Consider the following 14,149-nt stretch of genomic DNA (forward strand, 5'->3'; position numbering starts at 1 on the left):
AACACCGCGGGTTCGAGCCTGGATTGATGACCCGACCGTTAAATTTCCACACGCTCCTTCAAGGTGCGGCGCTTATTTTGCTGGTTTTGGCGACCGCCGGGAGTTGTTTTGCGCAAGACGACGATCCCCCGTTCAGTACTTCGGACACAAATGTGGGCTACGTCGATTGCGCGATTCCAATGACCCAAGTGCGTTTTCGCTTTGATGCGGCCTACGACAATCCGACGCCGGATCGCGCGGAATTTTTCTACCGAGCCTGGACCGCAGCGACCAGTGTTCCGATTTCTCCGGCAGAAACAAGCGTCGACTATCAATCGCTGAGAAGCTATCTCGAATTCGCTCCGAGTCCGCTTTGGTCCTTGTTCTTGGACGTGCCGGTCCGCTTCATTGATCCCGAACGCAATGACAACGAGCAGGGGTTCAGCGATCTCGAACTGGGTGCGAAAGGCATCTTGTGGATGAGCTCACACCACGTCGTGACGGGACAACTTCGTGTTTACGTTCCGACGGGTGACGCCGACCGACTCTTGGGCACGGACCATACGAGCCTCGAGCCGGCACTCTTGCATGCGACGCGACTGGGTTCGTTTGCGAGTTGGGAAAATGAAGTTCGACTATGGATCCCGATCGACGGCACGGAGATCAACGGTGAACCTTTCGCAGGACCGATCCTCCGGTTCGGGACCGGGATCGGCTGTGACCTCTACCGCCGAGAAGCAACCTGTTCTGATTCATTGAAGCGACTTTCGCTCGTGAGCGAGTTTGTTGGTTGGACCATCCTTGACGGGCTTGCAACCGTTCCCAATACGGCAACCGCCGCCAAGATCATTTCGGTGGATGGCGAAACGACGATCAATACCAAGCTTGGTTTACGCTGGTCAGATTGTCGGCGAAGTCTTTTTGCCGGCTATGGACGCTCATTGACCAGGCATGTTTGGTATCACGACATCATTCGCGCCGAGTACGCGATACGATTCTGAACGACACAGCTTCTGCCTGCCAAGCGGTATCCGCGCTGGACCCCCGCTGGGTTCATGGCGATGCGATGCCGTGAACCAAGCGGAGTGGTGGCATAAGCGAAAGATCGTTGGGTGGTTCTCCAGCCCAGAGGGACACAGCCCCTTGCCGGTGGCGCTCAGCCGCCGGTCGGAACTCAACTACCCTGCAAGCCCCGCGGACGAGACAATCACGGGCTCACTCCCAACGTACTTGGCATCATCATTCACCGCCGTCCGACGTTGGGGCACTCGGGTTCAATTTCAGCTCGTCGAGCAATTCTTGAAAATCGGTTCGGCCGAACAGCACATTGAGCGGCTCAATGATTTTTCCATTTTCCTCAATCGCATCCGTGCTGGCTCCCAATTGAACCGCCACCCGAAGGTCCTCGACAGCGTTTTGTCCGAGCGATTCTCGGATGTCTTTGTTTTCCGATTGCTTCGCGTCGGTGTAGGCTTGTGCACGCGATCGCGCGGCGTTGAGTCGTACTTCGTGTTCTTGAGGGAATGTTGCCACACACTCATCGATCGCTTGATCCATCTCGAACAGGTCACCGCTTTTTTGCAGCGTCTTGATGAATAGGGAGTAGTCCTTTTTAAGATTGCCTCGAAATTCTTCGTTGTGCGGATTTCCATCAAAACAGTGTTGGTGAACTTTAATCGCGTTGCGGAGGATTTCGCTGCACTTTTTGAATTCGTTTTGCATGTATGCGACCACCGCCACATTGTATCGAGCCGCAGCCATGCGGTTGCTGTATCCAAAGTTTTCGGGAAAGTCCTGCGTAAGCTTCTGTAGAGAGGATTCTGCGCGACCAAAGTACTCAGCCGCTTCTTCGAGCTCATTTTGGCTGCCCATGATCGATCCGCGTGTGTTGAGCACGTTGGCTAGCTCGCTTTTCAGGCTTGCGTATCGAGGGAACTGGGAAACAAGTTCGTCAAGCGATTCGATCGACAGCCAGTTCTCGGCCAGAGCGTCATCAAACTGTTTTTGTGCGATCAGGGTGTTGGCGAGGTTGTTTCGAAAGATTGCCACATCCTGACGGTGCTCTCGGAGATCGGCATAGTCCGAGTGCAGGTCGATCGCTTGCCGGATTTGATTCTTGGCCTCCTCGGTGCGCCCCTCTTGTTTGAGCAGATTGCCGTAGTTATTGAGTGTTCTCCCTAAATCGAGTCGATAGTTTCCAGCGAGAGAATCGTCTGTCGCAGGGTCGTCAGAGTATCGGACGAGTTCGCGAAGCAGCTGGATCGCTGCTTGATAGTCGGATTCCGCCAATTCATGTTGACCTTGTTCGCTGAGCATCATGCCCCGGTTGTACAGAACCCGGGCGAGCGCGTGGCGTGAGTCGTCATCGGAATCCTGATCTCTCATCAACTCTGACTGGATTGCCATCGCTTTTTCAATCGCACCGAACGCGAGATCCAAATTGCGCGGTTTCAACAGCAGCGCCATGGAGATGTAGCTTTCAGACAGGGCAATCGAGTACTGTCGGTTGGCTGGTTCGGCCGCGATCAACGCATCTAGTTGGGTAACTGATGTTTCAATGGCCTCTTGAGACCGATCGAATTGGTCCAGGATACGAAATACGCTGCCGGTCGATTGATGCACCAACGCGGCTTGGAACTGCAGCGATCGATCTTCGGGACGTTGCTGTCGAAATCGGTTGTAAAAATCAGTGGCCTTGTTGAGCAGCTCAACGCGTGCCTTTTCCTTGCGCGGCACATCGGCCAACAGCTTGGCCTGCTCAACCATTTGTTCGACTGCCAGCAAAGCGATCTGCAAATTCTGATCCTTCTGGCGTTTCTCAGACTCCACCATCGACGATCGCAGCTGCGAGGTTTTAGCGAAGTGCAAGGTTGAGGAACCGAAAACCAACACAGAAATCACGAGACAGGCGGCGAGTCCGGTGATCAAGGGACGTTTCCCACACCATCTTGCGATCCGTCTGCCGCGAGAGATGGGGCGAGCCAGAATCGGCTCGCCTTGCAAGTAGCGATCCAGGTCGTCGGCCAGATCCTGCGCAGTCGAGTATCGATCGCTGGGATTTTTCTCCAGGCATTTCATGCAGATCGTGTCCAGGTCCGCGCTCAACCGAACTTGACTGACCGATGCTGGAGATCGCGGCGTTTCATTCTGGACTTTCATCAACAGGCCGACGACTGTTTCGGAATAAAATGGGACGCAGCCCGTCAATAATTCATAAAGGATGCCACCGAGCGAGTAGATGTCGGTCGCCTCGGTAATTTCATTGGAGCGTCCAGACGCTTGCTCGGGCGACATGTAGGCGGGAGTCCCGAGCACCTGCCCGGTGCCGGTCAATTCGGTCTGGCTGTGCAAAACTTTGGAGAGACCAAAGTCGGTGATTCGCGGGTTGCCGTGTTCATCCAACAAGATATTGGCGGGTTTCAGATCTCGGTGGATGATGCCTTTGGAATGAGCATACTGAACCGCCCGGGCGAGCGTGCGCACGAACTCGGCGGACCGTTGGTCATCCATTCGCTCGTTTGAGATCAATTGCTTGAGACTGGGGCCGTTGACGAAGCCCATCGAGAAAAAGTGCTGTCCGTCTTGTTCGCCGATGTCAAACACGGGGACGATGTTGGGATGATCCAAGCGGGCTGCTGCTTTGGCTTCGTTCTTAAAGCGTTGGATCTCATCGACGCCGGCGACGTTCCCGCTCAGGATCATTTTGAGCGCTACGATCCGGTTGGCTTCGATTTGACGGGCGCGATAGACAATTCCCATCCCTCCGCGGGCGATCTCGCCAAGGATTTCGTAACCGTCAAACTCGACCAGGGGCAGACGAGTCAATCGCGGAGGTACAGTGTGCTCTACAGCCGATTGGGTCTGGGTCAGCCATTGGTCCCTACGTATCTCGCTTGTGTCACCGGACACGTTTTCGAGCAAGAAGGCGTTCTGGATCTCGGTTTGAAAGTTCGGGAATCGTTTGACAACGTCCTGCGGATGAATGGGCAGGTTGTTCTGATTCCGGTAGTGAATGTCTAGCCGCAGTAGCTCCGTGAACAAATCGGCCTGGACTGGCGAGTCAGGTTGCTGGAGGAACTCGCCAAGATCTGGACGCTCACCAGCGAGCCATTGTTGCTCATAGCGATCACAAATCACGTCCACGCGTTGAAGTGGACGATGCTTCCCGAGTGACGAATTCTTTTTTTGATCGGTACTCAACGATTCGATGCTCCTACCGGCCAATAGTGTAGCTCCGCCGCGAGGATCTGACCAGACACGCCATCACGAATGGTGAACAGGTGTCACTAATCTTGTTCGATTGAATTCGACCGCGTCGATTCATTCGTGCGAGCAGTGACGCGGCTAGGCTTCGATGTCCGACGGACCGGATCACTGCCGGATGGTGCCATCCATGTTGCAAACGACGCGTTTCGACTTCAAATCCACTGTAGGCAGCGTTTCACTGCCGCGAACTGATGGCAGATGATCTCGACTCGAATGTCCACGCCGGAGGTTGTACCAGTCTTGTGATACACGAAGGATGTGGTCCAAGTGCTTCTCGCTTACCACGCAAAAGGCATTGAGCACTGCGTGTTTCAATGTCTGAGAGAGGTCTCTTTTCCACGTCATGATCGGCGTCACATTCGCCGAGCCTTTTCGGACAGTTGCGAAATGCTGCTGCCCACAAGTGAACGCCCAAGGCCGATGCACACACACCGGCCTTTTGGCGTTTTTCCGGACTTTTGCTGGCGGTGGCGATTTTCGCCTGCGGCTTGGACGGTGCGGGCACCGTGCCACGCAATTCATTTCCCGCCGTCTGGCCCCGACAGGATAACCGAATCTCTCGAAGTCTCTGGGTTAACATGGGAAGCCCAATTAACAATAATCGGCCCTCAGAGATAGAGTTTTAGAGTCCCCGAGATAGCCATGAATCAACCCCAGCCCAACAACCCGCTGCACGGCGTTACTCTCAAAGCGATGCTCGAATACTTGGTCGCCGATTACGGGTGGGAGCGACTGGAGCAGCGGATCAACATGCACTGCTTCAACTACGAACCGAGTATCAACAGCAGTCTGAAGTTCCTTCGCAAGACGGAATGGGCCAGAGTCAAAGTCGAGCGTCTGTACCTGAACTCGATCAGTTACGCCGAGCGGAAAGAGAAGAACGCCGCGTCCGATGTGAGTTCCAACGCATCTCTTGTCGATGCGTTGGAAGCCGACAAACTCTGCGTCCCAACTCGTCTTAAAAAAAATTCAAGTGAGGCGGTTTTGCAGGATGCTGATCTACGAATTCAGTACGGATGGAAGTGGCCGAGTCGCTGAGTGCCTGCTTTGGCTTGGGAAACGAACGTGAAGGTTTCGACGATCGATTCGCTGAAACTGAATCGGCCTGGAACAATTCTAATGAAAGAAAGAACTGAGGAGATGGTAAGCGATCGAACTTGGTCACTTCCGAATCAGCCGTGGGTCATGCGGATGACATGGTCGGAGCTATTATTCGCGCACTGGCCGATCGAGCCGGATTTGGTTGCTTCACTGCTGCCCAATGGGGTGACGCTGGACACGCGGGATGGGAAAGCTTGGGTCGGTATCGTGCCGTTCCTGATGTCGAACATTGGACCCCGGTGGTGCCCGCCGATTCCCGGCTTGAGTCAGTTCTTGGAATTGAACGTGCGGACGTACGTCACCATCGATGGTAAACCGGGTGTGTGGTTTTTCTCTTTGGACGCAGCCAGTCGCGTGGCCGTGCGAGTCGCCAGGGCGACGTTCAATTTGCCGTATATGGACGCGACGATGTCGATCGATTGCGATGCCGATGGCGCGATCGACTACCGAAGTGGGCGGACGCATCGCGGCGAACCGGCGGCGGAGTACGAAGCGACGTATGCGGCGACGGGCGATTTCTTTCACGCCCAACCCGGTACGCTCGAACATTGGCTGACAGCTCGCTATTGTCTCTACAGTGCCAATCGCGGAGGTTGTATTTTTCGGGGTGAAATTGATCACCAACCATGGACGATCGCGCGGGCAACCTATGAAGAGCGAATTAACACCATGGGGAAGCCGCTGGGTTTCGAGTTTGTCGGTGAGCCGCATTTATTATTCGCGAAGCCGATCAATGTGAAAGCTTGGTTGACGTCACGTTGCGGAACGCAATTGGCGTGACCATTCAATCGATTCGATCAAGGAGCCCTGCGATCGCCGAGTTGGAATAGCGGTACGAGACGATGCGCACGTCGAGACCGTGGTTTCGGTACGTTTGGAACGCTCGTTCAATTGCGTCAATGATCCACTGGTCTCGGTTGCCGAAGACGCCTCCGCCGAGCAGCGTGAGATAGACGATTCGGTTGCCGGTTCGGGCAGCGCCGACCACGGCGGCGGCCAGTGTGGCCTCGTAAGCCGCGTTGAGAACGAGCTGGGCAAACTCGGCCCACTGGTCGGTAGGCTGTCTGCCGTATGCGACAGGTAGCGCCGAACAATACGCTTGCGAGACGCGGTGGTTCGCTCCTTCGAGCGTGACCTCGGCGTCGAGTTGCAGGCCAATGCGGAGCTGGCCGAGCAGTGCATCTCGCTCGGCTTCGTCAGCGGCCCGGAGTCTTTCAGAAATCTCGGCGAGTCCATCATCGCTCGGAAAGAGATAGCCGTTCTGCATCGTCCACAGCCGACGGTTGGTATTGCCAAGTTCGCGTCCGAGGTCAGCGGAACAATCAATTTGTTTGTCAGCAGTTTGACCGATTTGGCCATCGACGTCAGCAAAATAGTTGCGGTAGATCGTGCCAGCACCGCACGCGATCGCGCATGCTGGGCCTTGCGTGCTATCGTTCTCGTAGATGCCAACGCCGCGTTCAGGAGTTACGTCGGGTCCGATCATCTCAAGCAGATTGAACTGCGAAGCGACTTGGAATAATGCACCAGCATTGGCCGGGTCGGCGTGGAGCGATCGAACATCGCCGACGACTTCGCGGACTGTCGAACGCCTTGGTTCGGCCTCTAAACTCGCAACCCGTTGCCGGAGCTCGGACAACTTAGGTGTCTCGAGTCGGCCAAACGCGAGTTGTCGGCCATCGGGGCAGACTATGTGCTCTCCGTCAACCGATATCTGTCGGCGAACCCCATCGGGCGATTGCTCGTCGATTCCGGTAAGCTTGGTGAACCATGTCATCCGTTTGTCCTGATATCGTGTGCTTGCAATTCATCATCTTACCTCTTTCAAGCAAGATCTTCGATTGAACATCCCAACCATCTTTTCACATCCGTCCAGACCCACGCCCTGCAATCGGACATACTGGGTGGTCGGCGATCTTTTGCTTGCCGGTGCATATCCAGCTCGCCCCGATCCTTGAAGACCTCGGGCGCACGCTTCCGTTGGATGAGCCGATTTTTCGCTACGCGCAGCCGATACCGGGTACAGGAGCGACAGGCCCCCTGGTTCGTCGTAAGCTAAGGGCGTCATTGACTGTCGTAGCAGCGAATTTGCGTTTTTCAGCGAAGCACACCATGAAGGCGCAGTTCAAGGCAAGACGGAGTAACCATCCATGAGCGATTACCAGTACATCTATTTTTCCGCTGTCGACGAACCGCTCGATGACAAGCAGCTCGAGTACATGCGACACCAGTCAACACGGGCAGAGGCGACGCGTTGGCAATCCACGAATGAGTACCACTACGGTGACTTCCACGGCAACTCGCTGGAAATGATGCGGCGTGTTCTGGAAGATGACGCAGCGGCCGTGCGTGCCGAATCCCTCGCCGCCATGAGAAACAAATCGGATCAGTCCACTTGGCCGGCCAATCCCGGCTCTCGCACGCTCGAAGAACTCCGGGAGTTAGCAAGTGTAAAAGCAGACCAACGCAAGAAGCGGGAGCTAACCAGCGAGAAACGCAAACTCGAAAGACGAATTGCCAAAATGCGCAAACATCCCGCGGCAGCGACCTCGGATGCCGAGAAGCTAATCCAATCCCGTTCGACAGAGAACTACACCAAAGCCGCCAAGATGCTCGCCGAACTCCGCGAAGCGGTTGGCGGCGACGAAGGATCACGAATGGCAGACCAAGCCGCCCGGAGAATCGCGAAAAAGTATCCAACGCTCAGCTATGCCAAGCGAGCGTTCAAAGAACAAGGACTGAATTACCGATGACACGCCGCGCAAAACCAACCAAGAAATTCCGCAAAGACGATCTGTCGCCCAGCGAACTGATTCGATCGGCGCTCAGCAAATGCAAGAAGGCAGAGCTGATTGATTTCCTGGTAGAGTTCTCGAAACAACATCTCGAAGTTCAACGTGAGCTGGAAGCACGCCTGAATGTGGAAAAACCAGTCTCACTCGTTGTTAATGACATTGAGACGGCGATCGCTCTGGCGACAGATTTCGACGAACGACGAATGAACTATAACTTCGACTACGATCACGAGTCTTACGAAGCTGTCGAAAAGGGGCTTAAGAAGCTGATCGAGCACGGAGAGCTGGAAGAAGCCAAGCGGCTTTCGCTCGAGTTGATGAAACGAGGCAGCTATCAGGTCGCATGCAGCGACGAGGGCTTGATGAGCTACGAGATTGAAGACTGCTTGAAGCCAGTCATCAAAGCTGTCAAACGAGCCGGAGGTAAACAGGCAAAGCAGTGGGCTGCCGAAATGATCCGAGCCGATGAAGTGGGCTTCATCGGCGATGCCGAATTTGGCAAGTTGGCGGGACTGAAATCGTGAAAATTGCTTATCCAACCTGGATGACCAAGTGTGACCCAGCTGAAATCAAAGAAGCCTACGAGGAGGCAACCGTTGACTGTTACGGCGACGAACAAGCATCGGGCTTGGTGGACATGGCCATTCAAGAACTCGCCGTTCACTTTCCCGCCATTGTGTTGGGGCAGCGAGTCGAAGTTGTCGGTGCAAGTCCCGCCAGGAATGCCGCTTGGGGCGTTGATTTGATTGTAGAGACCGGCAAGAAGCAATTTGCAATCTCCGCCTCATCAGTCGAACTTCGTGAGCCCTTTCCGGTAGGTCATCTCTATCTCGCTGCGTTGCTGGTTTGGCACTCCAAAATGTGACAGCCGAACAATCGCAAACGAGCTTGGGACGCGGACTCAAATCAGCTGTATGGAATGCTTCAGCTCGCTGACGGTTTGCGTCAGTCCCTGTTCACCGAGACAGCCAAGGTATTCTTCTGGCGATCTCGGCGGATTCTTCAGTCTTGCACGAGTTTGTTTAACAGCGGTCAGTACCACGCTCGGAGCCAAATCCAATTGGCTGAGAAGGAACGAGTCTGGGTGGATCGCTTCAATCCCGTACGTACTCAAAGTGTCGTCGGGAAAGTCTTTCAAGTTGTAGGTCACGATTGCATCGGCTCCGCACCGGATCGCCGCAGCCAGAACATGCCGATCATCGGGATCAGGTAGCTCAAGAGCGTCGATCAACGGTTCGAAGCCAGTCACCAGCGCATCGAGCACGTGCGAGTCCATCAACTCACGAGTGCGAGACAGTTGCTCTGCCGTCAGATCAGCACGGACTTTCAGAACGCTTCGAGTCCATTCATCGTGGATCATCGACGACCAACGAGCCCGAAACAGCCCCGTCATTGCGAGCTGCATCAGCAGGTCACGAAGCGGTGCCGGAAACAGGACGCAAGCGTCGTAAACAACCGTGAAGTGACTCAAGGCTCAATAACCCATATCGAGCTCTTGCGCCTGAGCCGCCAATTCATCAAGTGCTTCATGACGCTTGCGGTCCTCCGACTGTTTGTACTCCATCAGGTCCTTCAGCAGCACACGTCGGTGGGTGCCAACTTTGCGAAACGGAAGCTCGCCCTTTTCAAGCTGCTCCACCAGAAACGGCCGCGACACACCGAGCAAATCCGAAGCCTGTTGCGTCGTCAATTCGGCATGCACCGGGAACATCGTCACCGCGTTTCCCTTGGCGAATTCGGTCAGCAAGGCGCCAAGAAGCTGCAGCGCCGACGAAGGAATCTGAATCTCGGTTTCCTTTTTTCCTAGCGTGGCAACCAATCGAAAGGTGGCTTCGCTTTCGTGGGCGACTAGATCCGCGATAGCGCGACTAGACGCTTTCGCCAACTCCGCATCGCTGGGCGTTGGTGAGAGCGTACTCGGTAGATCGGAAAGTGCTGCGTTCATGATTTGGTCTCCACCTCTAGTGTATCGGCCAAACGCAATAAAGCAAATAAACAAAACAAACGAAATCGATCCCAACTACGAAACGCGGGTCTCTAAATCGCGTTTTCGTCGCATTTCCCAGGTTTTATGACGATTGTCTGTTAACCCCGCTGTTAACCGAGCCAACCCCGATTTGAGCTGAATTTCAAAACGCGAAAACTCTCGCGAACCAGTTAACGCCCGCCGGTCCAACATGATCCGCGGGCGTTTCTCGTTTCCGCCCCGTTTTTCGCGGTCTTTCGCCACCGCGGCGCCCAAACCCAAAGTTCTATCTTTCGCCGAGAGAGTCCGGGCCGCCGAATCCAACCACCCTGGTTCGCCCCGCAGCCCAGAGACAACCACGAGAACTCTCTGAGTCTCTGTTTGACATGTTGGTCTCGGTTTACACGTCGGGCGTGTTTCGCGACGTTTCTTAGCTTGGCGAACGCTCGCTCCAGGGCCAAAAAGACTTCGCAAAATGGTCGAAGGAACCGGCGGTTGTCCAACTAATTGGTGGCGGCAAAGATCACGTGCCCAAACGCTCCGGTAAGTTGGCCTTCCATGGTGGCTCGGAAATCGATCGCCGCTTGTTTTGGGTCGTTGGTGAATGCACCACATCCTAAGTCGCCTAGAACCAGCGATTCGTAATCCGAGGCCTGGGCAATCGCCAGTAATTGATGAATCCGGTTGCGTAGATTTGGTTCGGCATCGAGACGCCCGATTGCCGGTGCGTAATGCGCAGCACAGGTTGCCACTCGTCGAGCGAGGTCCATTGGCGGAGGAGAGAAACTTTCGGTTGAGGTCGTTGAACGGGACGTCTGTTTGCTATGCAGCACCGGGGGACGGCAGCGGATCCCCAAGCTAAGACTAGGCGAACTGGCTGGAGCTATTGTCAGCGTTCTAATCTAGATAGCTCGTCCGAGATGCCCATGTAACCAACTCGTTCCATTTTGTCGATCAATTCAAGGCATCGCACTTTCATGTTCTCACTCTTCGTTTGCTCATATTGTCGGACGACAAGTTTGGAGATAGAGCGAGCAATCATTGACCCGTGGTAGGCGATGTGGGTACGTCCACCGCGACGACTTCGCGCTTGACCGGGTCTACGGAGGCAACTTTCTAGAACGGATCCCAACTCATTGGCCCGATGTGGCTTCTACGATGATTCACCCGCCATCGCCCCTCGGACTTCCAGTTTTTGCTCATTCGGGCGATTGGCGGATTTAGTCGATCTTTCGTTGTTCACTCATGAGCCGACGGACATTCCGCGGACTTGGTGGCGTTCATTTCGATGAAGCCTTTCCATTGGTCCGGGACGTCGTCTTCGTAGAAGATCGCTTCCTCGGGGCATTCCGGGACACAGGCTCCGCAGTCGATGCACTCGTCAGGGTCGATGTAGACCATAGACTCGTCTTCGTGAAAGCATTCGACCGGGCAAACCGGCAAGCAAGCTTTGTCTTTGCACCCAATGCAGGGCTGAGTCACAACCATTGCCATCATTTAGTCCTTAGCTGTTAGTCTGTAAGTGACGAGGTTACGATGCCCTCGTTCGTAGAATCTGGACTCGTTACCTCGTCCACAAAGGAAGTGAGAATGCGAATTTGAAACCGGACAGCGGCCTAGACGAAAATTCAAACAAAGCGGAAGCAATCACCAATCGTCCCGATGACTGGCTGCTGCGCGAGTGGAAAGCGGGAAATGAACAAGCCGCCGAAGTGTTCGCGAATCGATATACAATCCGATTGGTCGCTCTGGTCGCCAATCGACTGAATCGCCGATACCGGTCTTCAGTTGATCCAGAAGAAGTGGTTCACTCCGCGTTGGGAAGTTTTTTCAACGCCGCGAGGCACAGCCGCATCGAAGTCAGCGGCAGCGTCTCGCTGTGGCGACTGTTGGCAACGTTTGTTCGTCGCAAAATGGCTCGCTCCATTGAACGGCAATCGGCCGCTAAGCGAGGTGGAGATTACGAGAGGCTTTCCCTTGACGATGTCGGACGGCTTGCCATCGTCGAGGATGCGACAACGTCCGAAGACGAAGTTAGTGAGGTCGTCGCGTTGGTAAAGGCCGAGCTGCCCGAGGAACTCTTTGCCATTGTTGAGGGACTGCTCGCCGGCCAGACGCAGCGTGAGCTAGCCAATTCGCTGGGGATCGACGAGCGAACCGTTCGGCGTCGCTTGTCACGAGTTCGCGAGCACCTCGGCTTTACGGCCCCAGACGCTGGGATGAACGCACACGCGGCAAGCAGTCCGCCGAAGTTGCCACGAGTGGAATACAACGACTTCGTGCTCGGTAAATTGATTGGCAGCGGTGGATTCGGAAAGGTCTATCGAGCCGGCATGCAAACGAGTGGCGAAACCGTCGCCGTCAAATTTCTTCGCAAAGCGTTCTGGCAGAACCAGGACGCGCGACGATCGTTCTTACGCGAGATCGACCTTGCCTCGCAGATCGATCATCCGGGTGTGATCCGGTACCTCGGTTACGGCGAATCACCGCACGGCGGCCCCTACTTGTTAAGTGAGTGGATTGATGGTCAATCGATCGATGCGATTTCGGGTCCCACAATCGAGCAATTCCGAGGCTGGCTACTGCAAATCTGCCAAGCACTCGATGCAGTCCACCAAGCCGGGCTCGTTCACGGCGACTTGACTCCCACCAATATTCTCGTCGATCGAGATAATCGCATCACCATCACCGACTTCGGTTTCTCTCAAGCGACCGTCCCGGAGGCGACTTCAATTCTCGGCGGCACGCTTGGTTTCGCCGCGCCGGAACAAATTGATTCATCGTTTGGCACGGTCAGCCCCAAGACAGACATTTACGCTGTCGGCGGATTGGTTCACTGGTTCATCTATCGCACGCCTCCTAACGCCGGTCGCCATCTCGGCGAGATCGTTGAGAAGACGCTGGCCAACCGTAAGGAAGATGCCTTGAGATTCGCAGAGTGTCCGGCGACTTTCCGAGCCATCTTGGCGGCGACACTGAACCCGTCGCCAGTCGAGCGAATCGAGAGCGTCAGCAAGCTGATCCGTCTGCTGAGCTAAACCGCTGTGTCATCAACCATGGGGCCCATGATACAATCGTCATTTAGCGAGGGTCCAATGCGAACCTCTTTCGGACGCTGTTAATCAATGGAATGAAGACTCGTAAAGCGAGTCATGACGCTTGGAATGTTGGGGACATTCTGTGCCGACTTCTTGATGCAACTCGAAAGATCTCATTTTGAACAAACTGAACGTGCTGTTTTTGTACGGCAAAAAGCAATGGCGCAGTCTGACGGCCGAAGCCATTAACCGCAGTGACGATCGGATTTCGGTTCGATCCCGCGGCACGGCGCGTGGGGCAACGCAAACCACTCGGGCGAGCGACATTGTTTGGGCGGAAGTGATGTTGGTAATGGAAGGCAAATGTCGGCAGCGGATCTTGGCCGACCATCCCAGTGAGTCGATGTTCAATTCGGTGCATGTGTTAGACATTTCTGACGACTATCAGTTCATGGATGACGAGTTGGTGGGGTTGGTCAAGTCGGCTGCCGAGCCGATCATCGCCGCGTTGGTTCGGAGCTAAAAGCAGTGTCAGATCGAAATCAATCACCAGTCGGCGACTCTATCCGCCTACTTTTTGTCCTCAACTGCGATTTGGCGAGACGAGAGCGGGCGATTGCAGCGGATATTATTGACCGAGATTCTACCGCGACCGTCATCGAGCGAGTTATCGCTACAAATCCGGTCGATAGGATTGAACGTATGGACGAGTTTGGGGCCGCTTGGTTTAAGGTCGAGTTCGACGAGTCGGATGGGATACACTAACACTCATTAACAATTCTTGATGGTAAGTCGTAGTGACGCATTGGTGAGTGATGGAATCTTTTTCTCTTATTACGATTTCAAACGCGATTGAAGGCGGTGAGCGATTCATCAAGGCTCATCCGACTAAAGCGTGCGCCGGGTTTGAAGTCGCGGAAGTTACGACGGATGGATAAAAAAGTGTGGACATGCCATCCTTCAAAGAGAATTCTCACATCTTCTTTGCAGGAACGTACATGTCC

The 14,149-nt window shown here is 54.8% G+C and carries 15 protein-coding genes; 8 read left to right on the plus strand and 7 right to left on the minus strand.

Annotated elements, in window-relative coordinates; all coding sequences use genetic code 11:
* Positions 1-26 precede the first annotated feature (26 nt).
* Positions 27-980: a transporter family protein gene (locus Poly21_RS04815; protein ID WP_146405816.1), complete on the plus strand. Its 954-nt coding sequence runs from the start codon at positions 27-29 to the stop codon at positions 978-980.
* 238 nt (positions 981-1,218) lie between these two features.
* Here the strand turns inward: Poly21_RS04815 and Poly21_RS04820 are convergent, their stop codons facing one another.
* Positions 1,219-4,179 carry a serine/threonine-protein kinase gene (locus Poly21_RS04820; protein ID WP_146405817.1) on the minus strand — a complete coding sequence of 987 codons (2,961 nt, stop codon included), beginning with the start codon at positions 4,177-4,179 and terminating at the stop codon, positions 1,219-1,221.
* 708 nt (positions 4,180-4,887) lie between these two features.
* Between Poly21_RS04820 and Poly21_RS04825 the strand changes: the two genes are divergently transcribed.
* A complete protein-coding gene (locus Poly21_RS04825) occupies positions 4,888-5,283 on the plus strand; it encodes a VF530 family protein (RefSeq protein ID WP_146405818.1) in 396 nt (131 codons plus the stop codon).
* Between the two features lie 81 nt (positions 5,284-5,364).
* Positions 5,365-6,126: a YqjF family protein gene (locus tag Poly21_RS04830; RefSeq protein WP_146405819.1), complete on the plus strand. Its 762-nt coding sequence runs from the start codon at positions 5,365-5,367 to the stop codon at positions 6,124-6,126.
* Between the two features lie 4 nt (positions 6,127-6,130).
* Here Poly21_RS04830 and Poly21_RS04835 read toward each other — a convergent pair whose 3' ends face one another.
* Entirely contained in the window at positions 6,131-7,123 is a 993-nt protein-coding gene (locus Poly21_RS04835) for a hypothetical protein (RefSeq protein ID WP_146405820.1), read from the minus strand.
* Positions 7,124-7,496: 373 nt separating this feature from the next.
* Between Poly21_RS04835 and Poly21_RS04840 the strand changes: the two genes are divergently transcribed.
* Genes Poly21_RS04840 through Poly21_RS04850 form a run of 3 tightly spaced genes read left to right on the plus strand, consistent with a single transcriptional unit; the run spans position 7,497 to position 9,006 of the window.
* Complete coding sequence (locus Poly21_RS04840) at positions 7,497-8,099, plus strand: hypothetical protein (RefSeq protein WP_146405821.1); 603 nt, start codon at positions 7,497-7,499, stop codon at positions 8,097-8,099.
* On the plus strand, positions 8,096-8,665 hold the full coding sequence (locus Poly21_RS04845) for a hypothetical protein (protein WP_146405822.1): 570 nt from the start codon (positions 8,096-8,098) through the stop codon (positions 8,663-8,665). Before Poly21_RS04840 ends, Poly21_RS04845 begins: the two co-directional genes overlap by 4 nt.
* Positions 8,662-9,006, plus strand: a complete 345-nt coding sequence (locus tag Poly21_RS04850) for a hypothetical protein (RefSeq protein ID WP_146405823.1) — start codon at positions 8,662-8,664, stop codon at positions 9,004-9,006. Before Poly21_RS04845 ends, Poly21_RS04850 begins: the two co-directional genes overlap by 4 nt.
* 36 nt (positions 9,007-9,042) lie before the next feature.
* Here Poly21_RS04850 and Poly21_RS04855 read toward each other — a convergent pair whose 3' ends face one another.
* The 4 genes from Poly21_RS04855 to Poly21_RS04870 all read right to left on the minus strand — a co-directional run bounded on the left by Poly21_RS04855 (position 9,043) and on the right by Poly21_RS04870 (position 11,601).
* Positions 9,043-9,612: a PIN domain-containing protein gene (locus Poly21_RS04855; RefSeq protein ID WP_146405824.1), complete on the minus strand. Its 570-nt coding sequence runs from the start codon at positions 9,610-9,612 to the stop codon at positions 9,043-9,045.
* Positions 9,613-9,615: 3 nt separating this feature from the next.
* Positions 9,616-10,086: a helix-turn-helix domain-containing protein gene (locus tag Poly21_RS04860; RefSeq protein ID WP_146405825.1), complete on the minus strand. Its 471-nt coding sequence runs from the start codon at positions 10,084-10,086 to the stop codon at positions 9,616-9,618.
* A 524-nt stretch (positions 10,087-10,610) separates the two neighbouring features.
* The gene (locus Poly21_RS04865; protein ID WP_302117594.1) at positions 10,611-10,877 is read right to left on the minus strand and encodes a poly(ADP-ribose) glycohydrolase catalytic domain-containing protein; all 267 of its coding nucleotides are present in this window, start codon (positions 10,875-10,877) and stop codon (positions 10,611-10,613) included.
* 469 nt (positions 10,878-11,346) lie between these two features.
* Positions 11,347-11,601 carry a ferredoxin family protein gene (locus Poly21_RS04870; protein WP_146406867.1) on the minus strand — a complete coding sequence of 85 codons (255 nt, stop codon included), beginning with the start codon at positions 11,599-11,601 and terminating at the stop codon, positions 11,347-11,349.
* Between the two features lie 104 nt (positions 11,602-11,705).
* On the opposite strand from Poly21_RS04870, the gene Poly21_RS04875 reads away from it, so the two are divergent.
* Complete coding sequence (locus Poly21_RS04875; protein ID WP_146405827.1) at positions 11,706-13,145, plus strand: protein kinase domain-containing protein; 1,440 nt, start codon at positions 11,706-11,708, stop codon at positions 13,143-13,145.
* A gap of 178 nt (positions 13,146-13,323) precedes the next feature.
* On the plus strand, positions 13,324-13,668 hold the full coding sequence (locus Poly21_RS04880) for a protein tyrosine phosphatase (RefSeq protein WP_146405828.1): 345 nt from the start codon (positions 13,324-13,326) through the stop codon (positions 13,666-13,668).
* A 47-nt stretch (positions 13,669-13,715) separates the two neighbouring features.
* On the opposite strand, the gene Poly21_RS04885 is transcribed toward Poly21_RS04880, so the two are convergent.
* Entirely contained in the window at positions 13,716-13,913 is a 198-nt protein-coding gene (locus Poly21_RS04885) for a hypothetical protein (protein WP_146405829.1), read from the minus strand.
* Between the last annotated feature and the right edge of the window lie 236 nt (positions 13,914-14,149).

The organism is Allorhodopirellula heiligendammensis (assembly GCF_007860105.1).
Classification (GTDB): Bacteria; Planctomycetota; Planctomycetia; order Pirellulales; family Pirellulaceae; genus Rhodopirellula; species Rhodopirellula heiligendammensis.